Origin of the sequence: Roseovarius sp. SK2, from assembly GCF_028807495.1 — a bacterium.
GTDB lineage: Bacteria > Pseudomonadota > Alphaproteobacteria > Rhodobacterales > Rhodobacteraceae > Roseovarius > Roseovarius confluentis.
Window position 1 is genome coordinate 69,569 of record NZ_JARAMK010000002.1, and the last position, 23,921, is coordinate 93,489.

The following is a 23,921-nucleotide window of genomic DNA, read 5'->3' on the forward strand; positions in this document are numbered from 1 at the left end:
CCCCTGTCTCGTTTCACCCGACGATAGCGGGCCTGTTCGTCACGGCAAGCATTCATCCTCTGGCATGCGCGCGCCAGCACGCTAATTCCCCGACATGGTTCTGGAATTCAAACCTCAGGGCATCTACTGCCCCGCCGGAGATTTCTTCATCGACCCGTGGCGCCCCGTCGACCGGGCGCTCATCACCCATGGCCACGCCGACCACGCCCGACCCGGCCACGCCCGCTATCTTTCGACCGCCGCCGCCGCGCCCGTCATGCGGCACCGCCTGGGCGAAATCACCCTCGACACGGTCAATTACGGCGAAACGCGCCAAATCGGCGGGGCGCAGGTGTCTTTTCACCCCGCCGGCCACGTCCCCGGCTCGGCCCAGATCCGGGTCGAAGTCGAAGGCGAGGTCTGGGTCGTCTCCGGCGACTACAAGACCGAAGCGGACCGCCTGTCCGAACCGTTCGACCCGGTGCCATGCCACAGCTTCATCACCGAATGCACCTTCGGCCTGCCGGTCTTCACCTGGACGCCCGAAAAGGACGCCGCACGTGAGATCAACGACTGGTGGGCCGCCAATGCCGCCGCCGGCACCTTCTCGCTTCTTGGGGCCTATTCTCTCGGCAAGGCCCAGCGGGTCCTGTCGCTGCTCGATCCTTCGATCGGTCCCATCCTGACGCACGGCGCGGTGGAAAACACCAACGCGGTCCTTCGCGATCAGGGGCTCGCTCTGCCGGATACCCTGCATGTCACACCCGACCTCAAGGCCAAGGATCACCCCGGCGCCCTCGTGCTCGCGCCGCCCTCGGCCCTGGGCAGCACATGGGCCCGCCGCTTCCGTCCGGCCTCCACCGGCTTCGCCTCGGGCTGGATGCGCCTGCGCGGCGTCCGCCGCCGCCGTTCCGTCGACCGCGGGTTCGTCATGTCCGACCATGCCGACTGGCCCGGCCTGCTCGATGCAATCAAGTCAACGGGCGCAGAAAATATATATGCAACACATGGTTACACCGATATCTTCGCGCGATACCTGAGCGAGAATGGCTGGAACGCCCAGGTTGTCCCCACAGAGTTTACCGGCGAGTCCCTGGATGCCACGGACGACGCAGAGGGCGCGGCATGAAAGACTTCACAGCCCTCTTCACCACCCTCGACCAGACCACCAAGACCAACACCAAGGTCGCCGCGCTGGCCGACTATTTCCGCACCGCGCCCGATGACGACAAGCTCTGGACCGTCGCGCTGTTTTCCGGCCGCCGCCCCCGCCGCGCCATCACCACCACGAAACTGCGCGAATGGGCCGCCGAACGCGCCGGCATCCCGCTCTGGCTCTTCGAGGAAAGCTATCCCATCGTCGGCGACCTGTCGGAAACCATCGCCCTCGTCCTGCCGCCCCCGGCGCGCGACCATGACGACAGCCTGTCCACGTGGATCGGCCGCCTCCGCGCCCTCGACCATGAAACCGAGGTCGCCCGCAAGGCCGCCATCCTCGACGCCTGGGACCAGATGCAGCCTCATGAACGTCTCGTCTTCAACAAGCTTCTGACCGGCGGTTTCCGCATCGGAATCTCGCGCAAGCTGATGACCCGCGCCCTGGCTCAGGCCAGCGACCGGGACGAGGCGGAACTGGCCCACCGCCTCATGGGCGACTGGACCCCCGACAGCACGTCCTGGAACGCATTGATCGAGGCGCATGACGCCACCGCGGACCTATCGCGCCCCTATCCCTTCTGTCTCGCCTACGGGCTTGATGACGAGGAACCCGAGTCGCTGGGCGATCCCGCCGACTGGCTGGCCGAGTGGAAATGGGACGGCATCCGCGGTCAGCTAATTCTGCGTGGGGGCGAGCACTTCACATGGTCCCGCGGCGAAGAACTGATGACCGACCGTTTCCCCGAACTTGCCCGCGCCCGCGACTACCTGCCTCCCGGGACCGTGCTCGACGGTGAAATCCTGGCCTGGCAGGCCGATGGCCCGATGTCCTTCAACGCCCTGCAAAAACGCATCGGCCGCAAGACCGTGCCGAAGAAACTGCTGAAGGACGCCCCGGTCATCCTCTACGCCTACGACCTGCTGGAGGAAAACGGAACCGACCTGCGTGACACACCCTTCGCCCAGCGTCGCGCCCGGCTTGAGGCCATGCTGCACGAACTTGCACCCGAAGCGCCCATCCGCCAATCCCCGCTCATCTCCTTCCAATCGTGGGACAATCTGCGCGAGACCCGCGCGAAAGCCAGGGACGCGCGCGCCGAAGGCCTCATGCTTAAGCGCAAGGACTCGCCCTACCATTCCGGCCGCAAGAAAGGCGACTGGTGGAAATGGAAACTTGATCCCCTGACCATCGACGCCGTGATGATCTACGCTCAACAGGGCCACGGCCGGCGCGCCAACCTGTTCACCGATTTCACCTTCGCCGTGCGCGACGGCAACGACCTTGTGCCGTTCACCAAGGCCTATTCCGGGCTCACCGACACCGAGTTCCGCAAGATCACCGCATGGGTCCGCAAAAACACCCTGCAACGCTTCGGCCCGGTGCGGCAGGTCAAACCCGAGCATGTCTTCGAGATCGCGTTCGAGGGGATCATGGAATCGACCCGCCACAAGTCCGGGGTGTCGCTTCGCTTCCCCCGCATGAAACGCTGGCGCCACGACAAGCCGGTGCAGGAGGCCAACTCACTCGAAGACCTTCACGACATGCTGGCCCACTACGGATAAAGAAAATTCGTACGAATTTTCTCCGCCAAGATTCTTCGTACGAAGAATCTCGACCCCCTCACCGCAACAGATCGTCCTCGAATGGAAAGCGCGATAACAGCTCCACCCCGGTTTGCGTGATCAGAACCTGTTGCTCCAGCTTCACGCCCTCCGTACCGCCTTCCGCGCCAATATAACTCTCGACGCACAGCGTCATGCCCGGCTCGATCACCCCGTCATACCCCGCATCCGGGAAATCCCCGTGGTGATAGAGATACGGATATTCTCCCGTCATCCCGCAGCCATGCGCCGACAGGTAATAGCGGTTGGCGTAATACTGCTCCGGAATATCCCAGGCCGCATCGGCATAGTCGCGGAACGTCATACCGGGCCGCAGGATACCCTTGTTATGATGCACCTGCTCATGGGCCACCTTGTAAAGCTCCCGCTGGGTGACGCTCGGCTTGCCCGGGCCCGAATGGAAGGTGCGCGAGAAATCGGAGTAATACCCGTGGCACCCCACCACGTCGGTATCCAGCGCGATCAACTCATTGGTGCCGATCACGTTATCCGTCGTCTCCTGAAACCATGGATTGGTCCGCTCCCCGGCATTCAGCAGGCGGGTCTCCACGTAGTCCCCGTTCTGCGCGATCACCGACTGGTGCAGCACCGACCACAGCTCCGCCTCGGTCATCCCCGGCCGGATCGCCTCGCGCAGCTTACCCACGCCGATCTCGGTCGCCCGCAGCGAGGCATTGACGCATTTCATCTCTTCCGCCGACTTGATCGCGCGCGCCATCTCGACCGGTTCCTGCGCATCCACGATCCGCAGCCCCGCATCGCGCAGGGCAATCGCGCTGCCGGCATTCAACCGCTCGATTCCCAGCGTCGCCGCCTTGCCCACCAGCGAAGTCACCAGATCCGCCATCTCGACGGCCCAGGCCCGTTCCCGCCTGGCAATATCCGGCCCGGCCGCCACGAAACTCGCTGTACGCGCCGCGCGCACCTCGTCGATCGTCTCCAGCCCGTCGGCCAAATGCGCACAGCCGGTGAACTCGAACAGGATCGAGCGGTTTTCGGTCAACAAAAGGTACCGCGACGGCGCGTTGCGCTGGCTGAACACCTGCATGTTCCGCGCCCCAGTGGCATAGCGGATGTTCACCGGATCGGACAACAAAACCGCCGCGATATCCCGCTTGCGCATCTCCGCCCTGACCCGGCCCAGCCGGTAGCCGCGCACCGCCGCAAGGTCGATCCCCTCGTCCTCCGGCGCCCGGTCCAACAGGGCCAGATCCGCAAGGTCAGCCCGCTCCGCGTGCCAGTCCAGTTCCGCCATGTCACCCTCCTCGGCTTGAAGTCATGCATTCCATATCCGACCCAATGCACTTCGAAAACGCTGGAAATTCTCGCGCTCTTGGATAACCTCGAGGAATGAATCAGGACCGCCGAGACCTTCCCCCTCTGGAAAGTCTCATCTTCTTCAACACCGTGATGAAACGGGGCGGCTTCTCCGCCGCCGCCCCCGACCTCATGGTCTCCCAGGCCGCCGTCAGCAAACGCATCCGCCAGCTCGAAGACTGGCTCGGCACGCCGCTTTTCGACCGCGGCGCGCGCCACGCGGTGCCCACTGACACCGCCCGCCGACTGGAAGAGCCCGTGCGCCTCGCGCTCGACTACCTGACGGCGTCCCTCGATACGGCGCGCGTCACCGACACCGGCACACTCCGGATCGCGGCCAACGGCGCGGTCTCGATGTTCTGGCTCTATCCCCGGCTCCAGGCCTTCGCCACCAGCTCGGATGCCTGCAATGTCAATGTGCTGACTGCCGACGATCCCTCGACCCTTGCCGCGGACACGCTCGACCTCGCCATCCATTACGGCGAGGCCCCGCCCACTGGCTGGACGGGCACGCCGCTTTTTGACGAGACGATCATTCCAGCCGCCGCGCCCGCCATCGCGTCCACGTTTTCCGACCGGCCCGACCTGCCGCTGCTGGACTATCCCCGCCTCGCGCCCGACTGGATCAACTGGCGCATATGGCACGACCGCAAGCCCGGCTCTCCCCTCTCCGCGCGCCCGGTCCAAACCTGCCGCAGCTACGGCCACAGCATCGGTCGCGCCCTGGCCGGGGAAGGCATCGCCCTGGCCAGCGTGCCGATGCTCGACACCCTCGTCAGCAGCGGCCAGTTGGTCGCCGTAGGCGACGACACCCTGACCACCACCCGCCGCTACTGGCTGAACCATCGCGTGACCGCGCCGCTCTTGCCCAATGCCATGCTCCTGCAGCGCGCCCTTGTGGGATCCGACACCATCTGAGGCGCGCCGCGACCCTCGCCAATCGGCCCCGCGTCCAATCCGCCGCTTGAGCCTGCCCGCCCCGACCCCTATGTCTTGGCCAGCCACGCATTTCAGGAGATCCGCATGTTCCAGCTTCCCAAACCCGCCTTCGACGTCAACGCCGCCTCCGGCTCCGACAACCTGGGCGACCTGCCGGAGTGGAACCTCGACGACCTCTACACCGGGCAGGACGCGCCCGAACTCAAGCGTGATCTCGACTGGCTGGAACAGGCCTGCGCCGACTTCGCCAACGATTACGAAGGCAAGCTGGCCGATCTCGACGCTGCGGGCCTCCTCGAATGCATCCAGCGCAACGAAAAGATCTCTTCCATCGCCGGTCGCATCATGTCCTTCGCCGGCCTGCGCTATTACCAGCAGACGACCGATGGCGAGCGGGCCAAGTTCCTCTCCGACTGCCAGGAAAAGATCACCAATTACACCACGCCGCTGGTGTTCTTCACGCTCGAACTCAACCGGCTCGAGGCCGACATGCTCAAAGCGATGTACGCCGAGAACGCCGATCTCGCCCGCTACGCCCCCGTCATCCGCCGCATCCAGGCGATGAAACCCTACCAGCTTTCCGACGAGTTGGAGAAATTCCTGCACGACCTCGGCGTCGTGGGTGACGCCTGGGAACGGCTCTTCGATGAAACCATCGCGGGCCTCACGTTCGACGTCGATGGCGAGGAACTGGGCATTGAGTCCACCCTCAACCTGCTCACCGAACAGGACCGCGACAAACGCGAATCCGCTGCGCGCGAGCTTGCCCGCACCTTCCAGGCCAACATCCGCACCTTCGCCCGTGTCCACAACACCACCGCCAAGGAGAAAGAGGTCATCGACCGCTGGCGCGGCATGCCCACCGCCCAGACCTCGCGTCACCTCAGCAACGATGTCGAGGCCGAGGTGGTCGAGGCCCTGCGCAACGCCGTGGTCGACGCCTACCCCAAGCTCAGCCACCGCTACTACGAATTGAAACGCAAATGGCTCGGCCTCGACCGGATGCAGGTCTGGGACCGCAACGCCCCCCTGCCGATGGAAGCGCCGCGCAAGATCGATTGGCCGACCGCCCGCGGCATGGTCATGGACGCCTATTCCGATTTCGACCCGCGCATGGGCGACCTGGCCGAGCCCTTCTTCGACAAGGGCTGGATCGACGCCGCCGTCAAGCCCGGCAAGGCCCCCGGCGCCTTTGCCCACCCCACCGTTACGGACGTGCACCCCTACGTCATGCTGAACTACCTCGGCAAACCGCGCGACGTCATGACCCTCGCGCATGAACTCGGTCACGGCGTGCACCAGGTACTGGCCGCCGAACAGGGCGAACTTCTCTCCTCCACCCCCCTCACCCTTGCCGAAACCGCCTCGGTCTTCGGCGAGATGCTGACCTTCCGCAAACTGCTGGATGCGGCCAAGGACAACGCCGAACGCAAGGTCCTGCTCGCCGGCAAGGTCGAGGACATGATCAACACGGTCGTCCGCCAGATCGCCTTCTACGATTTCGAGTGCAAACTGCACGATGCCCGCCGCGGCGGCGAGCTGACCTCGGAAGACATCGGCGCCCTCTGGATGTCCGTGCAGGGCGAATCTCTCGGCCCCGCCTTCGACTTCATGGAGGGCTACGAGACCTTCTGGGCCTATATCCCCCACTTCGTCCACTCGCCCTTCTACGTCTACGCCTACGCCTTCGGCGACGGGCTGGTGAACGCGCTCTACGCGGTCTACGAGGAAAACCCCGACGGCTTCCAGGACAAGTATTTCGACATGCTCAAAGCGGGCGGCTCGATGCACCACAAGGAGCTTCTGGCCCCCTTCGGCCTCGACGCCTCGGACCCCGCCTTCTGGGACAAGGGCCTGTCGATGATCTCCGGCTTTATCGACCAGCTGGAGGCGATGGAGGACTAGACGCTGCCCCGCACAAGCGGCCCCCACAGCCTGCGCAACCGCCTGAAACGCGCCCTCGTGCGCATCCGGTCGCGCGTGCCCCCGGGGCTGCGGCTGGTGCTGGGCATCCTGCTCATCATCGGCGGGATCTTCGGCTTCCTGCCGGTGCTGGGCTTCTGGATGATCCCGCTCGGCGTCGCCGTGGCCGCGCTCGACGTGACCCCTCTCTGGCGCCGCCTCACCGGCCGCGCACCAAGGCGCTGAGCCCACCTCTTCTTCTGGCCGAAAATATCCCGGGGGGGAGCGGTGAAACGCAGTTTCGCCGTGGGGGCAGAGCCCCTGCAACATCCGCCTACTTGAGCTGACTGTCTTTCGAGCCGCGCCGGTTGATCCCGCCCCGCGCCTGTTGCGCGCCGTCGCGCTCCTGGCTACATTCGATGCACAGCTTCACGCCCGGCAACGCCTCGCGCCGCGCCTGCGGGATCTCTTCCTCGCATTCGGCACAATGCGTCAGGCTCTCGCCCACGGGGCGTTTCGCGGCCTTCATCCGCGCCAACTCATCCTCGATCGAGGCTTCGATCTGTTCACTCACCGCGCCGTCGCGCGCCCATCCACCGGCCATGGTTAAAATCCTCCTGAACGGCAAATATAGGATGCCGCAGGCTCCGTGTCACGGCTGCGCCTCCAGCACCATGTAGTCCTCGAATGCAGCCCGGCCCAATGAGGCCTGCTCCAGCATCCCGTTCAGCACCGAAATCGCCGAAGGCGAGGTGATCGCCACCGCGTGGTCCAGCCCCTCGCCATCCGCCAGCGCGGTAAAGTCGATCACCTTGACCGGCAGGCCCGCCACCGCCTCCGGCCCGTCGATCACGCCCAGCCGCTTCTTGCGCCCGGTTATCAGGCTGGCAAGGCTCAGCGCCCGGTCCTGCTGCGTCACGAAAATCAGGAACGGCTGTGGCAACTCCCCGATCGCCTCTGCCTGCCTGCGAAAGATATCCGGGTCGATATCCGGCGACATCAGCACCACGCCGCTGATCCGGTCCAGCAGACGCCGGTCCCCCTTCAGCGCCGCCTGCCGCATCACCTCCATCACAAGATGCGCGCCCATGGAATGCGCCAGCAATGTCACCCGGTCCCCCGGCCCGCTGGTCAGCCGGGCCAGCAGGTCTTCCAGGTCGTCCCGGGCATAAAGCACGCTGTCACGGTCATAGACATACCCCCGCGGGTCCCCGGCCGAGGCCCAGGCGAACAGCACCGACGGCTCGGCCACCTCGAAATCCTCGCGCATCTGCGCCAGCCGGTACAGACCATCGGAAAGCGTCACGTTGTAGCCATGCACGAAAACCTGGGTTTCCCGCCCCGGGCGCGCTGCCTTCACATCCCCGACAAAGGCCGCGCCGGACGGGTAGACATCCGTCGCCGCCACCACGAAATCCGTCGCAGCATCCGGCGGTCCCTCGGGCCATTCCACATGGCCCGGCCGATGCGTCGGCGGGATCGAGATATCGGCCCGGAAATAGCGCATCTGGCCCGTGCGTTTCGCGCCAAAGGTCCACCCGGTATGGTCCAGCGCCTTTTGCGTGGCCACATAGAGCGTCTGGAGATGCGCCTCGGGCACCGTCGGTGCGTATTCCGCGGCAGGGCGCGGCGCACAGGCGGCCAGCACGGTCACACAAAGTATCGACAGCGTACGCAACGGACGTCCCCTTTCGTTTCCGACTCACCGGAAACAATAAGGCCCCCTCCGCCATGCGGAAGGGGCCAATTTTCGTGACCGTACCGATGTGTCGCAAAATCAGGCCGTGGCCATCATCCCTTTTTCGGCGGCAAGGCTGCGCATGCGCTTCTGCAGTTTCTCGAACGCCCGCACCTCGATCTGGCGGATCCGCTCGCGGCTGACATCGTACTGCCCGCTCAGATCCTCCAGCGTCACGGCCTTCTCGTTCAGCCGCCGTTGCGTCAGGATATCCTTCTCGCGGTCGTTCAGCACGTCCATCGCCTCTGCCAGCAGTTCGCGCCGCGCCTCCAGTTCGTCGCGCTTCTCGTAGTCACCGGCCTGGTCGGCATCCTCGTCCTCCAGCCAGTCCTGCCACTGCATCGTGCCTTCGCCCTCGGTACCGACGGTGGCGTTCAGCGACGCGTCGCCCCCGGACATCCGGCGGTTCATGCTGATCACCTCGTCCTCGGTCACACCCAGGTCGGTCGCGATCTGCTTCACCTTGTCGGGATGCAGGTCTCCGTCCTCCAGCGCACCGATCCGGGCCTTGGCCTTGCGCAGGTTGAAGAACAGCTTCTTCTGCCCGCTTGTCGTGCCCAGCTTGACCATCGACCAGCTGCGCAGGATGTACTCCTGGATGCTGGCCCGGATCCACCACATCGCATATGTGGCCAGGCGAAAGCCTTTCTCGGGGTCAAAGCGCTTGACCGCCTGCATCAGGCCCACATTCGCCTCCGAGATCACCTCGGCTTGCGGCAGGCCGTAGCCACGATAGCCCATGGCGATCTTCGCCGCCAGGCGCAGGTGGCTGGTGACCATCTGGTGCGCGGCATCGGTGTCCTGTTCCTCGACCCAGCGCTTGGCCAGCATGTATTCCTCTTCCGGCTCCAAAAGCGGAAATTTCCGGATTTCCTGCAAATACCGGTTCAGCCCGGCTTCGGGCGATGGCGCAGGAAGATTTGCATAATTGCTCAACCCTGTGACCCTCCAATGTTTATCGTCTTAACATCCATATGGGCAGCCATCAGCCCGGATTCAAGACAGGTGAACCGAATGGTTTAATTATTTATGAATCAAACCGGCCCGGTTTTCCAGTGATGTGACGTTTGCTCACGCACACGTGCTGTGCTGTCATATTAACGTCAGGCCGGCGCGCCCAGTTCCTGCAGCAGGTTGGCCATGTCCTCCGGCAGCGCCGCCTCAAAGCGCAGCATCTCCCCCGTACCCGGATGCTCGAACCCCAGCAGCGCCGCATGCAACGCCTGTCGCGGGAACACCTGCGTGGCCGCCAGCGCCTCGGGCGACAGCGCCCGCGCGTTCAGCTTGCGCCGGCCACCATAAACCGGGTCGCCGATCAGACCATGCCCCGCATGCGCCATATGCACCCGGATCTGGTGCGTACGCCCCGTCTCCAGCCAGCACTCGATCAGCGCCACCTGCGGCGGAGCGCCGAACGGGGTGACAACGCGCGCCCGCGTCACCGCGTGCCGCCCGCCCTCGAACAACACCGCCTGCCGTTGCCGGTCGGTCTTGTGCCGCGCCAGCTGCGTCGTCAGCTTCAGGATGTTGCCCGACTCGAAACTGGCCCCGCGCACGCCGCGCAGCCGCGGATCGGCGGCATCCGGCACGCCGTGGACCACCGCCAGGTACTTGCGTTCCACGCTATGCGCCTCGAATTGCGCGGCCAGACCGTGATGCGCCCGATCGGACTTCGCCACCACCAGCAGGCCGCTCGTGTCCTTGTCGATCCGGTGCACGATGCCGGGCCGTTTCTCGCCCCCCACGCCCGACAGCGTGCCGCCGAAATGGTGCAACAGCGCGTTCACCAGCGTTCCGTCCGGGCTGCCCGGCGCCGGATGCACCACCATCCCCGCAGGTTTGTTGATCACGATCAAATCGTCATCCTCGAACACCACGTCCAGCGCGATCTCCTGCGCCACTACGTCCACCTCAACCGCGACGGGCACGCTGATCTCGACGATATCTCCCTCGGCCACCTTCGCCTTGGGGTCCGCCACAACCGCACCGCCCACCCGCACTGCGCCCTCGGCGATCAGCCTTGCCAACCGCGTACGCGACAGCGACGCCGCCTCTGGCACATCGCGCGCCAACGCCTTATCAAGGCGCGGCGGCGGATCGGCCCCGATCCGCACGGTGACACTGGTTTGCAAGGGGGCTGCGCCCATGAACGACACTCCTCAGCCGCCGTCGCTGGACCCCAAAATGGTGCGCTACCTGCGCACACTCGTGACCGTCCTGACGGGCGTGATGATTCTCGGGTTTCTAGTGATCGTCGCGCTCTTTGTCACCAAGTTCTCCGGTGCCTCCGACCCGGCCCTGCCCAAGGTGATCACTCTGCCCGACGGCACGACGCCCACCGCATTCACCCGCGCCAATGGCTGGTACGCCGTTGTGACCGAAGCCGACACGATCCTGATTTTCGACGAGACCACGGGCGAGTTGCGCCAGACCATCGAGGTCACGACGGACTAGCCGCGCGAGTCTTACCAGTCCGAAAAAGGGAGATGGTACCACCTCCCCGGCTCGAACGGGGGACCTCCTGATCCACAATCAGGCGCTCTAACCAACTGAGCTAAGGCGGCACGCGGCACGGATTTAACTTTCCCGGCCCGCGATTGCAAGCCTCTTCGACACGATCTCGCCCATTCCAACCCGCTTGCCTTCGCGCGGCCAAGGCGCTAGGCCATCGCGAATATTCAAGCGTTTCCGGGAAACACTGAATCGCATTTCGCTGTCTCTGCGAACGCAAAATAGCGATGCATTTTTCAGACTGACCCGGAATCGCTATAGGAGGCCGCCATGGGCATCAACGACGAACGCGACATCGAGGCGAATCTTCAAATCGGCCCCACCGACCAGGGCATGGTCCGCCTGTTCATCATGGCAGGCCCCACCGAAATCCCGATGGACTTCGACCCCGACGAGGCCCGCGAAATCGCCGAGGAAATCCTCGCCGCCGCCAAGGCCGCCGAAGCGAAACGCTAGCCGCGCGCACCCAAAATTTGCGAAAATTTTGGAATAGAAAATACCCATTTTCTATTCCGTTTTCTTTGCAAGAAAACGGCCCCTTCAAAGCCCCGGATCGCGCGCGCCCTGCAACCGCAGCGCCGCCTGCCGCGCAAAACGTCGCGTCAGCGCCGTGCGCCGCGCGCCGGCCAGCTTGTGCTCCGGCGCCATCCGGATGATCTGCGCGTCATAGGCATCCGCGATGATCAGTCCCGTGCCCTCGGGCAACAGATCGGTCGGAAACGCCTCGTCCACCGCCCAGAAATAACGGTCGCACCATTCAAGATAGCCATCCCACTTGAGATCCGAAGTGAAATCCGCCCGGCTCGACTTGCACTCCACCACCCAGATCTCGCCCTTGGGTCCCAGCGCCATGACGTCCACGCGCTTGCCCCTCTCGGGCGAGAATTCCTCGACCGTTGCGAAATCATAGCCCAGCAGATGCCGGCACACGCCCCGCGCCAAAAGCTGGCCGGGCTGCATCGCAATTATGTCGCTGACATGGTCCTGCATGACGCCAGTTTATGAACAATACGTGAACATTGGCAACCCCCTGCACGGGAATTGCTTATCACGCAGGCTTGTCTTGTGTGATTGATTAACCATTTCATAGTGATGTCCCCGGGGTCTGGCACGTTCGCGCCCCTCTTTCGCTGCAAAAAGGTGCGCCATGCCCGATCCGAAAACAAACTCCTCCCGCACCCGCGGCGCCCGCTATGCCCGCGATCTCGAAGGTCATATCGACTGGCTGGAGACCTTCTCGGGCACCGCCCTCGGCGTTTTGGCCGTGGCTTCGGGCATCTACACCTATCTCGGCGTCTCCTCCCTGCTGGACGACACCGGCGCCATGTCCACCTTCGCGGCGCTGGCCTATTCCGTCGCCGTTTCGGTCGGCATCTTCGTCTTCTGGTCCTACCTTCTCCGCCTCTTCCCTGCCGTCACCTCCGCCCGCGCCCGCGTCGGGCTCCTGGGCGCGATGGGCCTCGGTTCGGTCGCCATCATCGCCATGTCCAGCTGGCTCAACGCCGCCGCGCTGGCGGGCTCGGCTGCCGTCGAACAGCACCTGGCAGAGACCGTGCAGGACTACCAGCAAAGCCTGGAACGCGCCCACGAGATTGCCCTCACCGGACAGGCCCTGGGCCGCGACGTCGCCCGCGTCCGCCAATCCTTCGAGGATCTCAGCGAACAGGAAGCCACCGGCAACCTCTCGGGTCTCGCCGGCCGTGGCGCCGTCTTTCGCGTGCTGCGCCAGAAATCCGCCGAACTGGCCGCGCTCGAGGAACAGATCGCCGAACAGACACCGCTCGTCGACACCGCCTTCGCCGAGGGCAATACCATTCTCAGCCGCATGCGCGCTCTGACGGTCGAGCCCGGGCCCGTCGAGGCCCGCTCGGTCGAGTTTTCCGAGGCCGCCGTGCGCCTGCAGGGCCTCATCACCCAGATGCGCCAGCTTACCGTCGCGCCACTGGTGGAGCGCGCCGCACAGGATCTCTCGGCCTCCGTCGTTCTGCCAGAGCTCGACAGCCGCACTGAGGCCGGGCGCGGCGACCAGGCCGCCACCATCACCTCCGTTCTCGAAGTCCTCGGCCAGCGCGCCGCCACCCTGGAAAACGCCGCCCAGGAGGTGGCCGCACTCGAACCCGCGGCAGAGGTCACATACACGCCCATATCGTCGGCCGACGCGGTCATCCTCTATGCCCGCAACTTCGTGCCTTCCTGGGCCGGGGCCATCGCCATCGACCTTCTGCCCGCCGTCCTGGTGCTGATCCTGTCGATCACCCACGGCATGATCCGTTCGATGCGCGACGGCACCGATATCGAGGACTCCATGACCGTGGCCGAACTGCGCGCTGCCATCGCCGTGGCGCATGAAATCGAGGACACGCCCGCCCCGCGCAAACCCGGCGAGGATGACACGCGCGAGGACCGCAACAAGGTCAAGCGCATCACCGGAACCACGCCATGAGCGACGACGACACCGGGAACGGCCCGACCGAAAAGCCCAAATCCAAACACGGCCCGCCCGTGGCCCGCATCCTCACCGGCGCGCTGATCTTTCAGATCGGCATCGGCGCCATGCTGGTGCTGGGCGATGTCAGCGCGTCGGGTTTCCGGCTGCCGGGCATGGCTCCCGACGCCCCCCGGCTGACCGAACCCGTGCGCCCCGGTGACCAGCGCCGCCTCTTCCGCCCCGACCGTGACCGCCCCGCCACGCGCCCCGCGCGCGACCCGGGCGAGTTGCCCGAACGGCTTGTGCTCACACAGGAAGACGGCACCACCTACCGCCTCGAAGGCGGCATCGCGCCGGGCGACGCGGATCGCATCATGAAGCGGCTGGAGGAAAGCACACCCACGCCCGAAACCCTGATCCTGCAATCCCCCGGCGGCACCGTGACCGAGGCGCTGGCCCTCGGGCGCCATTTCCGCGAAACCGGCCTCACGACGCGCATGCTCTCCGGCGAATACTGCTTCTCCGCCTGCCCCTACATGCTGGCCGGTGGGGCCACACGCGATATCGACGACGCGGCGCAGGTCGGCGTCCACCAGCACTATTTCGGCGAAAGCACGATCCTGCCCGCCTCCTTCGCCGTCGAGGATATCCAGGCCGGCCAGGGCGAGGTCATGCTCTACCTCGACCAGATGGGCATTGATCCGATGGTCATGACCCACGCGCTCGCCACCCCGCCCGACGAGATCTACGTGCTCCTGCCCGAGCAGCTGCGCGACTACGGATTTATTTCGGATGCTTCGGAATAGCCCCTTGCCGCACCGCCCCCGACGTCTTACCTCAGTCTGGTGACGGGTGCTGCCCTTCTCGTGAACGGTTGCATTCCGGTGGCCTTAAGCAATTCCGAGGGAGCTGGCTCTGTCCGGGCCCTGGTCCGGTTACCCGGCGCCCACCTGTATATACAGGTCCTCGGGAATGAGATAACCAAACGGTTGCGTGCGGGCCCGTCACACCTTTTGCCGCCACGTAGGTTTGGTGAAAACCCACGCGCCGCAACGTCTATGCGGCACCCGACGCAACCCGCCGTGCGCCTCTCAGCCTTTCAAACCGGATACGCTTTCTAGCGCTTGCTCCAGAACGGACGCTCGCCCTGGTCCGCGCGCACAGGGATGGTCGCATGATCCTGCCGCATGACATGCTGGCGCAACCCGCCACCGGGGCCGTCATCATCGTCGTCGTCCTTCATCCGCATCACCGCGATGCCGAACTGTACGCCCGCAAAGACAATGCCGTTCGACACCCACAGCAGCAGAACCGCAAGCCAACCCTTGTCGGAATGGCTGACCAGATGCCAAAGGTTCGCGATATCGAACCACAGCAACATCCCCACGAACACCGCCGCAAGGCCGAAGCCGATGGCGACGTTCACGATATACATGCGGATGAGCTTGGGCATTGGACGACTCCTTTGCGCTTCACCTGTAATAGTAGCACATTGGCCCCCATCCTCAAGGGAAAGCCCCGGCATCACCGGTTGATCGTTGCCATTCCGCCGCGACATCTCGTCCGTCACATGCGCACGAACGCGTCAGTCGGACACCATAACCCGACATCCCCTCTGGCCTTCCGCACACCCCTGCGCTATCTGGCGGGCCTGTAACCCCAGAGGCGCCAGATGTCCGAAACCCAAGCCTTCGAAAAACCCGGGCCCGTCGAGGCCGAACTGCGCTCCGCGATCTCCCCCACCAAAGAGATTATCGCCGAGGCGCGCGCGGGCCGCATGTTCATCCTCGTCGACCACGAGGACCGCGAGAACGAAGGCGACCTGGTGATCCCCGCCGAATTCGCCACGCCCGAAGTCATCAACTTCATGGCCACCCACGGCAAGGGTCTCATCTGCCTGCCCATGACCTCCGAGCGCATCGACCGCCTTGGCCTGCCGATGATGGCCGTGAACAACTCGTCGCGGCACGAAACCGCCTTCACCGTCAGCATCGAGGCGCGCGAGGGCGTCAGCACCGGCATCTCGGCGGCCGACCGCGCGCTGACCATCTCGACCGCGATCAACGAGCAGAACACCCAGGCCCATATCGCCACGCCGGGCCATGTCTTTCCCCTGCGCGCCCGCAACGGCGGCGTGCTCGTGCGCGCCGGCCATACCGAGGCCGCCGTCGACATTTCCCGGCTCGCCGGCCTCAACCCCTCCGGCGTGATCTGCGAGATCATGAAGGACGACGGCACCATGGCCCGCCTGCCCGACCTCGTGGAGTTCGCCAAGACGCACGGCATGAAGATCGGCACCATTTCCGACCTCATCGCCTATCGCCACAAGCACGACAACCTCGTGCGCGAGGTCCGGCGCGAGACCGTCAACTCGTCCCATGGCGGCGAATGGGACATGCGCATCTTTGCCGACCAGATCACCGATACCGAGCATGTTGTGCTGTCCAAGGGCGACATCACGGACGGCAAGCCCGTGCTGGCCCGCACCCACGCGCTCAACGCGCTCGAGGACGTGCTGGGCATCGGCCTTGACGCCAAATCCGAAGGTCCCACCGGCAAACTGCCCCGCGCCATGAACATCATTGCCCGCGAAGGCCGCGGTGCCGTCTTCCTCTTCCGCCAGCCCCGGCCCAGCCTCGCCTCGGAAATGGAAGAGGACGACACGCCACGCACCATCAAGCAGACCGGTCTCGGTGCTCAGATCATGTCCACCATGGGCCTGCACGAACTGATCCTCGTGACCGACAGCCCGAAGACGCGCTACCTCGGGCTCGACGCCTACGGCATCAGCATCGTCGGCACGCACCCCCTCAGCGAAGGATAACGCCATGGCCGGAACCGAATACACCCTGCCCCGCGCCACGTTCGACAAGCCGGTAAAACTGCTGATCGTCGTGGCCCCCTTCTACCGTGACATCGCCGACATGATGATCGAAGGTGCCCGCGCCGAGATCGAAGCCTCGGGCGCAACTTTCGACCTCATCGAGGTACCCGGCGCCCTGGAAATCCCCACCTCCATCGGCATCGCCGAGCGCCTGTCGAACTTCGACGGCTACGTGGCGCTTGGCTGCGTCATCCGCGGCGCCACCACCCACTACGAGACGGTCTGCAACGATTCCAGCCGCGGCATCACCCTGCTTGGCCTGCAGGGCCTCTGCATCGGCAACGGCATCCTTACGGTCGAAAACCGCGATCAGGCCGTGGAACGCGCCGATCCCGAGCAGATGAACAAGGGCGCAGGCGCCGCCGCCGCCGCCCTGCACCTTATCGCCCTCACCCGCAAGTGGGGCACCCGCAAGGGCGTCGGCTTCATGCCCGACGCCGAGGAATACAAGCTCGCAGGCGAGCTCAAGGACAACCCCACCGCATGACCGAACTATCCGGCAACCAGAAACGCAAGATGCGCTCCGCCGCGCGGCTCTACGCCGTGCAGGCGCTCTTTCAGATGGAGCATTCCAGCCAGTCCTACGAGACGATCATCCGCGAATTCCTCGATTTCCGCTTTGGACAGGAATTCGAGGAAGGCATCGAAATGGCCGACGGCGATATCGACCTCTTCCGCAAGCTGGTCGAGCAAGCCGTGAACTGGCAATCCAAGATCGACCAGATGACCGACCGCGCATTGGTGGCCAAGTGGCCCATCGCGCGCATCGACCCCACCCTGCGGGCGGTGTTCCGCGCCGCGGGGGCGGAATTCCTCGAAGGCGAAGCGCCGGTCAAGGTCGTCATCAACGAATTCGTCGATGTCGCCCGCAGCTTCTATCCCGAGGGCAAGGAAGGCAGCTTCGTCAACGCGGTGCTCGACCACATGGCGCGCGAGGCCAAACCCGAAGCGTTCTGACCGGGCCGAGGCCACTCCCTGCGCCGTCCCCGACTTGATCCGGGACCTCAAATGCCGACGTAGGGTGGGGTTTCACCCCACCTCGGCGCGCACCTCAATTGTCCTTGTCGTCGTCCTCACCCTGCTCGGCCGACCACGCGCCCGCCGCCTCGACCACGAAGGCCGACGAGGCCGGCAGCACGCCCAGGTAACTCTCGGTCTCCTCCACCGGCGTCGCCGCCCGCTTCGTCATCCGGTATGCGGCATAGACCGCAATCGCCGCGAACGCCACCGCCAGCACCAGCCAGAACGCGGACGGCCCCGCCACGTCCATCACCCAGCCCGCCGCCAACGGGCCAAGGATGGCCCCGATCCCGAAGGTCAGAACCAGCCCGCCCGAGGCCGCCGCCATGTCCTCGACCGGCAGGAAATCATTCGTATAGGCCAGCAGCAGCGAATACAGCGGCGTCGTCACGCCCCCGGTCAGGAACGCCGCCGCCATCAACGGCCAGTACGTGCCGCCCATGGCCCACCCCAGCAGGCAGAACGCGGCCCCCAGTGCCGCCGCGCCGAAGATCACCTTGCGCCGGTCGATCCGGTCCGACAGCCAGCCGATAGGGTATTGCAGCACCAGCGCGCCGCCGAACAGCATCGCGATGAACAGCGCGATCTCGCCCTTGCCCATCCCGATCTGCGCGCCATAGACCGCGCCCATCCCCGACTGCGTGGCGTACAGACTGCCAAGCAGGAAAATCCCCACCGTGCCCAGTGGCGAGCCCGTGAACAACTCGCGCAACGGCATCGCGCGGATCACCTCCGCCGCCGGTACCGGCGTGACGGATAGAAGGATCGGCGCAAAGGACACCGACACCAGGATCGACGCCCCGATGAACAGCGACGCCCCCGCCGTCTCGCCCAGGTTCAGCAGGCCCTGCGCCCCGATGATGCCCAGCGTCTGCGCGATCATGTAGGCCGACAGGATCTTGCCGCGCGTCTCGTTCGTGGCCGCGTTGTTCAGCCAGCTTTCCGCGGTGACATAGATCCCCGACATGGCGAACCCGATCAATACGCGCAAGAGCGTCCACGCCCACGGCTCGGCCAGCAGCGGAAAGGCAATCAGTCCGGCCGACATGAAGCTGCCCAGTGCCGCGAACACCCGCACATGCCCGACCCGACGGATCAGGCGCGGCGCATAGCGTGCCCCCAGCAGGAACCCCACGAAATAGCCCGATGTCACGACCGCCAGCTCGCCCGAGGAAAACCCCTCGATATCCCCGCGCAGACCGATCAGCGTGAAATGCATGCCGTTGCCCAGCATGATCAGCACGATCCCGATCAGCAGCGCCCAGATCCCCGCAAAAGCCTGAAACATCACGTGCCCCTTTCGATTCGGCAGCCCCTGTGCCCCTTCGCCACTCCTGTCAGCTTCGCCGACCTCCGTCGTCCCACCGACGCCGCTTTGGCTTCGCCCCGCGACACCGCGTCGGGTTGGCAAGACCCACGGCGCTAGTCCAACTTCTCGCGCACCCGCTTGATCATCCACCACACCGCCGCCACCACCGGCAGCGCCACGATCGCCGTCAGCATCTCCTTCGACAGCCCCGTCGGCTCGGTCAGCGGGTAGAGCACGTACCCCGCCAGCGACACCGCGTAGTAACTGATCGCCACCACCGACAGCCCCTCGACCGTGCGCTGCAAGCGCAACTGCATGTCTGCCCGGCGGTTCATGCTCTCCAGCAGGTCCTGGTTCTGTGCGCTGCGCTCCACGTCCACCCGCGTCCGCAGCAGTTCGCCCGCCCGCATCGCCCGGTCCGACATCGCGTCCAGCCTTTCCTTGGTAGACAGAACCGTGCGCATGGCCGGATCATAGCGCCGCATCATGAACTCGCCAAAGGTCTGCCGACCGTTGAACCGCTCCTCGCGCAGCACGGTGATGCGCTGCTTCACGATCTGCTCATAGGCCGAGGTCGCGCCAAAGCGATAGGACGACCGCGCCACCATCCCCTCCAGCTTGGCCGAGATCTCCAGCAGGTCGTCCAGCGTGTCCTCCGCGGCCACCGACCCGCCCGGCATGTTGCTGATCAGATGCGTCAGCCGCTCTTCCAGCGCGCCCATGTCGGGCCGCATCTCGCCCACCCGGGCAAAGCCCAGCATCGACATGGTCTTGTAGGTCTCGATCTCGAACAAACGCTGCACCACGCGCCCCATCCGCCGCGTGCCGATATCGGCCGAGGCATTGACCATGAACCGCAGATGCCCCGCCGGGTCGATCCGGAAATCCCCCGCGATGATCGCACTGTCATCCAAGACCCGCGCCACGGCCACGCTGTCGGCCACGAACCAGTCGTGGATGTTTTGGCGCACCGTATCTTCGTCCTTCTGCGTCTCGATCCGTACCATGGCCGAGGTCATCCGGTGCCCCGGCGCCTCGCTCAACCAATCGGCGGGAAACACCTCGAAATCCGCCGGATCGAAGGGCCTGTCGCTGACCCCGTCGCGGAACGCGGTATAGGTGACGAACTCGGTATGCCGCTCCCACTTCAGATGGTGCTTGCCGATATCGCCCGAATAATGCGAGGCACCCGGCTTGGGATGCGCCGCGCCATAGCGGTCCAGCAGCGCCGTCAGATGCGCCAGGTCATCGCCCCTGTCCCGCGCCGCCGCCCCCTCGACCCGCTTGATCGCCAGGAACACGCCGGTCGCCGGCGCGCTCAGATTGGGAAACGGCCGCGCGTGCAGTTCGTTGGACAGCTCGAATCGCAGCGGATGATCTTCAATTGGCGGCATGGCTCTCGCGTCCTGTCGTTTCCGGGGACATTAGCGATACGGCCCAGGGATGAAAATAGTTTTAAATGCGCTTTCAATGACTTAGCGGAATGCAACGGTATACTGGCGCAAATTTAGCCATCTGCAATGGCACCTGCATCATCATCCATCCCGACGCGGGAAATCAAGCGACCCTCGTAGGGTGGGTGAAAACCCACGCGCCTCAAACCCACCGCGACAATACTTCCCTCGTCCCGGACCTGATCCGGGACCTCTGCCTCGGGCCCAACGAAAAAGGCCCGCCAACCGGCGGGCCCTCTCCAATTCCAAACGAGCGGAGATTACCCGATCTTCGACAACAACGCCGTCACGCTGTCCTTGGCGTCGCCATAGAACATCCGCGTGTTGTCCTTGAAGAACAGCGGGTTCTCGATGCCGGAATACCCCGTGCCCTGACCGCGCTTGGACACGAACACGTTCTTGGCCTTCCAGACCTCCAGCACCGGCATCCCGGCGATGGGGCTGTTGGGGTCATCCTGCGCGGCAGGGTTCACGATGTCGTTCGAGCCGATCACGATCACCACGTCGGTGTCGGGGAAATCGTCGTTGATCTCCTCCATCTCCAGCACGATGTCATATGGCACCTTCGCCTCGGCCAGAAGCACGTTCATATGCCCCGGCAGACGCCCCGCGACGGGGTGAATGGCGAACCGCACTTCCTTGCCCTGCGCCCGCAGCTTGTTGGTCAGTTCGCTGACCGCCTGCTGCGCCTGCGCCACCGCCATGCCATAGCCCGGCACGATGATCACGCTGTCGGCCTCGTTCAGCGCGTTGGCCACGCCGTCGGCATCGATCGGCACCTGCTCGCCCTCGACTTCCGCCGCCGGGCCACCCGCGCCGCCGAAGCCGCCCAGGATCACGCTGACAAAGGACCGGTTCATGGCCTTGCACATGATGTAGCTCAGGATCGCACCCGAGGAGCCCACAAGCGCGCCCACGACGATCAAGAGGTCATTGCCAAGGCTGAAGCCGATGGCCGCCGCCGCCCAGCCGGAATAGCTGTTCAGCATCGAGACCACCACGGGCATGTCCGCGCCGCCGATCCCCATGATCAGGTGATAGCCGATAAACAGCGCCAGCAGCGTCAGCACAACAAGCGTCCAGCTGCCCGACCCGCTCAGGTACATGATCGCCAGCACCAGCGACAGCGCCGCGGCGGCCGCGTTCAGGATATGCCCGCCCGGCAGCTTCGTGGCCGCCGAGTCAACCTTGCCGGCCAGCTTGCCATAGGCAATCACCGACCCGGTGAAAGTCACCGCACCGATCCAGATGCCCAGCACCAGTTCGACCTTCAGGATCGACACTTCCACCGCCGTCTTCTTGGCGACGATCGCGGCGAACCCGGTGAACTGCTTGGCAAAGGCCACGCCTTCCGCCGTCACTTCCTCGGGCCGCGGGAAGGGCAGGCCCGCATCGGCAAACTGCGCCGCCACGCGCCCCAGCTCGATATCGGCGTTGAAGCCCACGAAGACCGCGGCCAAGCCGACGAGCGAATGCATGATTGCCACCAATTCGGGCATCTGCGTCATCTGCACCTTGGTGGCCAGCTGATAGCCCACCACGGCACCGCCCGCGATCATGATCAGCGACACCAGCCACAGCCCCGCGCCGGGGCCGATCAGCGTCGCCAGAACGGCAATCGCCATACCGGCAATGCCGTACCACACCGCGCGTTTCGCGCTTTCCTGCCCGGACAGACCGCCCAGGCTGAGGATGAAGAGAACTGCCGCGACCGCATAGGCCGCAATGGTAAATCCGAAATCCATCGTCCCTTACCCCCTTACGATTTCTGGAACATGGCGAGCATGCGCCGTGTCACCAGGAAGCCGCCGAAAATGTTGATTGCCGCCATGAAGATGCCGAGCCCGGCCAGCAGCGTGATGAGGTAGGAGGTCGAGCCGATCTGCATCAGCGCGCCCAGGATGATGATCGACGAAATCGCGTTCGTCACGGCCATCAGCGGCGTGTGCAGGCTGTGCGCCACGCCCCAGATCACCTGGAACCCGATAAAGACCGACAGCACGAAGACGATAAAGTGCTGCATGAAGCTCGCCGGCGCCACGGTGCCGACCAGCAGCACCAGGAACGCGCCGACACCCAGCAGGCCCACCTGGTTCATCGTCTGTTTCTTGAAGGCCGCCACCTCCTGCGCCTTCTTCTCTTCCGGCGTCAGTTCCTTTGGCTTTTCCTTCTTCGGGGCCGCCGCGATGGCGGACACCTTGGGCGGTGGCGGCGGATAGGTGATCTCGCCGCCATGCGTCACAGTGGCGCCCCGGATCACGTCGTCTTCCATGTCGTGCACGACCTTGCCGTCCTTCTCGGGCGTCAGGTCGGTCATCATGTGACGGATGTTGGTGGCGTAAAGAGTCGAGGACTGCGTCGCCATCCGGCTGGGGAAGTCGGTGTAACCGACGATGGTCACGCCGTTGTCGGTGACGATCTTCTCGTCCTTCTGGGTCAGCTCGCAGTTGCCGCCGCGCTCGGCGGCCAAATCCACGATGACCGAACCGTTCTTCATCATCTCGACCATGTCCTTGGTCCACAGAACCGGCGCGGGCCGGTTGGGGATCAGGGCCGTGGTGATGACGATGTCCATGTCGGGCGCCATCTCGCGGAATTTTTCCAGCTGCTTTTCCTGGAACTCGGGGCTGGACGGCGCGGCATAGCCGCCGGTTTCCGATCCGTCCTTTTGATCTTCCTCGAAATCGAGGAACACGAATTCCGCCCCCATCGATTCGATCTGCTCGGCCACTTCGGGCCGCACGTCGAACGCATAGGTGATCGCGCCCAGGCTGGTCGAGGTGCCGATCGCGGCAAGCCCCGCCACACCGGCACCGACCACCAGCACCTTGGCCGGCGGCACCTTGCCCGCGGCGGTTACCTGGCCGGTGAAGAAGCGGCCGAAATTGTTGCCGGCCTCGATCACCGCGCGATAGCCGGCGATATTGGCCATGGACGACAGCGCATCCATCTTCTGCGCACGGGAAATCCGCGGCACTGATTCCATCGCGATGACGGTCGCGCCCTTCTCGGCGGCGATCTTCATCTGCTCTTCGTTCCCGCCCGGGTTGAAGAAGGAAATAAGGGTCTGGCCCTTGGTCAGGCGCTTGACCTCGGTATCCGTGGGAACGCGCACCTTGGCGATGATGTCACAGGCTTTCCACAAGGCTGCGGGCGACTTGATAATCTCGACACCGGCCTCCTTGTAATCCGCATCCGTGAAACCCGCGCGCTCTCCCGCTCCGGTCTCGATGGCGCATTCATGGCCCAGTTTCTGAAGTTGCAGGGCCGAGTCCGGCGTCATGGCAACGCGCGCCTCACCCTCCATCACCTCTTTTGGTGTTCCGATCTTCAACTTTCACTCCCCCCGTTTTCTGACGGTCACATGTGGCGGCCTCTCGGCCTGTCGTTTTCTGAACCCTAATGGTCGGGCACGGCTTATCACACAATTTTTACCCGCTTGAAATGTAGCGATTGTCGCATCCTGTCAAATCACCATCGTGTCTTTTCACAGTATCGCGCAAAATTCATTCGAAACTTTCGTCGCAGCCAGCCGCGCCGGTCCCCGCCGAGAGCGAACCCCGCCAGACCGACCACCGCCGGCCCGGATACACCCCGTGCGCCGGTCGCCTTCTCGCAAGGTACATAGATCCATCCCAGCATCATAGCCACACAGCTGC

General features: G+C 64.7%; 23 protein-coding genes and 1 tRNA gene. 12 read left to right on the forward strand and 12 right to left on the reverse strand.

Annotation, left to right across the window (positions count from 1 at the left end):
* The first annotated feature begins 94 nt into the window (after positions 1 to 94).
* Together PVV74_RS04635 and PVV74_RS04640 are read left to right on the forward strand one after the other, a co-directional pair.
* The gene (locus PVV74_RS04635) at positions 95 to 1,108 is read left to right on the forward strand and encodes a ligase-associated DNA damage response exonuclease (RefSeq protein WP_274592414.1); all 1,014 of its coding nucleotides are present in this window, start codon (positions 95 to 97) and stop codon (positions 1,106 to 1,108) included.
* The gene (locus PVV74_RS04640) at positions 1,105 to 2,700 is read left to right on the forward strand and encodes an ATP-dependent DNA ligase (protein WP_274592415.1); all 1,596 of its coding nucleotides are present in this window, start codon (positions 1,105 to 1,107) and stop codon (positions 2,698 to 2,700) included. The genes PVV74_RS04635 and PVV74_RS04640 overlap by 4 nt, the downstream gene beginning before the upstream one ends.
* Positions 2,701 to 2,758: 58 nt before the next feature.
* Here the strand turns inward: PVV74_RS04640 and PVV74_RS04645 are convergent, their stop codons facing one another.
* A complete protein-coding gene (locus PVV74_RS04645) occupies positions 2,759 to 4,015 on the reverse strand; it encodes a M24 family metallopeptidase (RefSeq protein ID WP_274592416.1) in 1,257 nt (418 codons plus the stop codon).
* A gap of 95 nt (positions 4,016 to 4,110) precedes the next feature.
* Between PVV74_RS04645 and PVV74_RS04650 the strand changes: the two genes are divergently transcribed.
* The 3 genes from PVV74_RS04650 (at position 4,111) to PVV74_RS04660 (ending at position 7,164) form a co-directional block, all read left to right on the forward strand.
* Entirely contained in the window at positions 4,111 to 4,995 is an 885-nt protein-coding gene (locus tag PVV74_RS04650; RefSeq protein WP_274592417.1) for a LysR substrate-binding domain-containing protein, read from the forward strand.
* 105 nt (positions 4,996 to 5,100) lie between these two features.
* Positions 5,101 to 6,921 carry a M3 family oligoendopeptidase gene (locus PVV74_RS04655; protein ID WP_274592418.1) on the forward strand — a complete coding sequence of 607 codons (1,821 nt, stop codon included), beginning with the start codon at positions 5,101 to 5,103 and terminating at the stop codon, positions 6,919 to 6,921.
* 96 nt (positions 6,922 to 7,017) lie between these two features.
* A complete protein-coding gene (locus tag PVV74_RS04660) occupies positions 7,018 to 7,164 on the forward strand; it encodes a hypothetical protein (RefSeq protein WP_245890432.1) in 147 nt (48 codons plus the stop codon).
* Between the two features lie 88 nt (positions 7,165 to 7,252).
* On the opposite strand, the gene PVV74_RS04665 is transcribed toward PVV74_RS04660, so the two are convergent.
* From PVV74_RS04665 to PVV74_RS04680, 4 genes are all read right to left on the reverse strand, one after another.
* Entirely contained in the window at positions 7,253 to 7,522 is a 270-nt protein-coding gene (locus tag PVV74_RS04665) for a DksA/TraR family C4-type zinc finger protein (protein ID WP_274592419.1), read from the reverse strand.
* Positions 7,523 to 7,570: 48 nt separating this feature from the next.
* Positions 7,571 to 8,596: an alpha/beta hydrolase gene (locus PVV74_RS04670; RefSeq protein WP_274592420.1), complete on the reverse strand. Its 1,026-nt coding sequence runs from the start codon at positions 8,594 to 8,596 to the stop codon at positions 7,571 to 7,573.
* Positions 8,597 to 8,695: 99 nt separating this feature from the next.
* Positions 8,696 to 9,592 carry an RNA polymerase sigma factor RpoH gene (rpoH, locus tag PVV74_RS04675; protein WP_103762404.1) on the reverse strand — a complete coding sequence of 299 codons (897 nt, stop codon included), beginning with the start codon at positions 9,590 to 9,592 and terminating at the stop codon, positions 8,696 to 8,698.
* 167 nt (positions 9,593 to 9,759) lie between these two features.
* A complete protein-coding gene (locus tag PVV74_RS04680; RefSeq protein WP_274592421.1) occupies positions 9,760 to 10,803 on the reverse strand; it encodes an RluA family pseudouridine synthase in 1,044 nt (347 codons plus the stop codon).
* On the opposite strand from PVV74_RS04680, the gene PVV74_RS04685 reads away from it, so the two are divergent.
* A complete protein-coding gene (locus tag PVV74_RS04685; protein WP_103762402.1) occupies positions 10,802 to 11,110 on the forward strand; it encodes a DUF6476 family protein in 309 nt (102 codons plus the stop codon). The genes PVV74_RS04680 and PVV74_RS04685 overlap by 2 nt on opposite strands.
* Before the next feature lie 33 nt (positions 11,111 to 11,143).
* Here PVV74_RS04685 and PVV74_RS04690 read toward each other — a convergent pair.
* Positions 11,144 to 11,220: transfer RNA gene (locus tag PVV74_RS04690), tRNA-His, on the reverse strand.
* A 217-nt stretch (positions 11,221 to 11,437) separates the two neighbouring features.
* On the opposite strand from PVV74_RS04690, the gene PVV74_RS04695 reads away from it, so the two are divergent.
* Positions 11,438 to 11,623 (forward strand): DUF6324 family protein, encoded by a 186-nt coding sequence (locus tag PVV74_RS04695; protein WP_172977498.1) that lies wholly within the window; start codon positions 11,438 to 11,440, stop codon positions 11,621 to 11,623.
* An 84-nt stretch (positions 11,624 to 11,707) separates the two neighbouring features.
* On the opposite strand, the gene PVV74_RS04700 is transcribed toward PVV74_RS04695, so the two are convergent.
* Positions 11,708 to 12,157 carry an MmcB family DNA repair protein gene (locus PVV74_RS04700; RefSeq protein ID WP_274592422.1) on the reverse strand — a complete coding sequence of 150 codons (450 nt, stop codon included), beginning with the start codon at positions 12,155 to 12,157 and terminating at the stop codon, positions 11,708 to 11,710.
* A 157-nt stretch (positions 12,158 to 12,314) separates the two neighbouring features.
* On the opposite strand from PVV74_RS04700, the gene PVV74_RS04705 reads away from it, so the two are divergent.
* Together PVV74_RS04705 and PVV74_RS04710 are read left to right on the forward strand one after the other, a co-directional pair.
* Positions 12,315 to 13,610 carry a hypothetical protein gene (locus tag PVV74_RS04705; protein ID WP_274592423.1) on the forward strand — a complete coding sequence of 432 codons (1,296 nt, stop codon included), beginning with the start codon at positions 12,315 to 12,317 and terminating at the stop codon, positions 13,608 to 13,610.
* Positions 13,607 to 14,401 carry a hypothetical protein gene (locus tag PVV74_RS04710; RefSeq protein ID WP_274592424.1) on the forward strand — a complete coding sequence of 265 codons (795 nt, stop codon included), beginning with the start codon at positions 13,607 to 13,609 and terminating at the stop codon, positions 14,399 to 14,401. The genes PVV74_RS04705 and PVV74_RS04710 overlap by 4 nt, the downstream gene beginning before the upstream one ends.
* A 311-nt stretch (positions 14,402 to 14,712) precedes the next feature.
* Here the strand turns inward: PVV74_RS04710 and PVV74_RS04715 are convergent, their stop codons facing one another.
* Entirely contained in the window at positions 14,713 to 15,048 is a 336-nt protein-coding gene (locus PVV74_RS04715; RefSeq protein WP_274592425.1) for a hypothetical protein, read from the reverse strand.
* Between the two features lie 219 nt (positions 15,049 to 15,267).
* Between PVV74_RS04715 and ribB the strand changes: the two genes are divergently transcribed.
* From ribB to nusB, 3 genes are read left to right on the forward strand one after another with little or no spacing between them, the layout of a single operon-like run.
* Positions 15,268 to 16,419, forward strand: coding sequence for a 3,4-dihydroxy-2-butanone-4-phosphate synthase (gene ribB, locus PVV74_RS04720; protein ID WP_103762397.1), 1,152 nt, complete (start codon positions 15,268 to 15,270; stop codon positions 16,417 to 16,419).
* A gap of 4 nt (positions 16,420 to 16,423) precedes the next feature.
* Positions 16,424 to 16,966, forward strand: a complete 543-nt coding sequence (locus tag PVV74_RS04725) for a 6,7-dimethyl-8-ribityllumazine synthase (protein ID WP_103762396.1) — start codon at positions 16,424 to 16,426, stop codon at positions 16,964 to 16,966.
* Positions 16,963 to 17,436, forward strand: a complete 474-nt coding sequence (gene nusB, locus PVV74_RS04730) for a transcription antitermination factor NusB (RefSeq protein WP_103762395.1) — start codon at positions 16,963 to 16,965, stop codon at positions 17,434 to 17,436. The genes PVV74_RS04725 and nusB overlap by 4 nt, the downstream gene beginning before the upstream one ends.
* A 94-nt stretch (positions 17,437 to 17,530) precedes the next feature.
* Here nusB and PVV74_RS04735 read toward each other — a convergent pair whose 3' ends face one another.
* The 4 genes from PVV74_RS04735 to PVV74_RS04750 all read right to left on the reverse strand — a co-directional run bounded on the left by PVV74_RS04735 (position 17,531) and on the right by PVV74_RS04750 (position 23,596).
* Complete coding sequence (locus tag PVV74_RS04735; protein WP_274592426.1) at positions 17,531 to 18,787, reverse strand: MFS transporter; 1,257 nt, start codon at positions 18,785 to 18,787, stop codon at positions 17,531 to 17,533.
* Between the two features lie 134 nt (positions 18,788 to 18,921).
* Positions 18,922 to 20,202 carry a DUF3422 family protein gene (locus tag PVV74_RS04740; RefSeq protein WP_274592427.1) on the reverse strand — a complete coding sequence of 427 codons (1,281 nt, stop codon included), beginning with the start codon at positions 20,200 to 20,202 and terminating at the stop codon, positions 18,922 to 18,924.
* A gap of 320 nt (positions 20,203 to 20,522) precedes the next feature.
* Positions 20,523 to 22,007 carry an NAD(P)(+) transhydrogenase (Re/Si-specific) subunit beta gene (locus tag PVV74_RS04745; protein WP_274592428.1) on the reverse strand — a complete coding sequence of 495 codons (1,485 nt, stop codon included), beginning with the start codon at positions 22,005 to 22,007 and terminating at the stop codon, positions 20,523 to 20,525.
* Positions 22,008 to 22,021: 14 nt separating this feature from the next.
* On the reverse strand, positions 22,022 to 23,596 hold the full coding sequence (locus tag PVV74_RS04750; protein ID WP_103762391.1) for a Re/Si-specific NAD(P)(+) transhydrogenase subunit alpha: 1,575 nt from the start codon (positions 23,594 to 23,596) through the stop codon (positions 22,022 to 22,024).
* Positions 23,597 to 23,921: the final 325 nt, after the last annotated feature.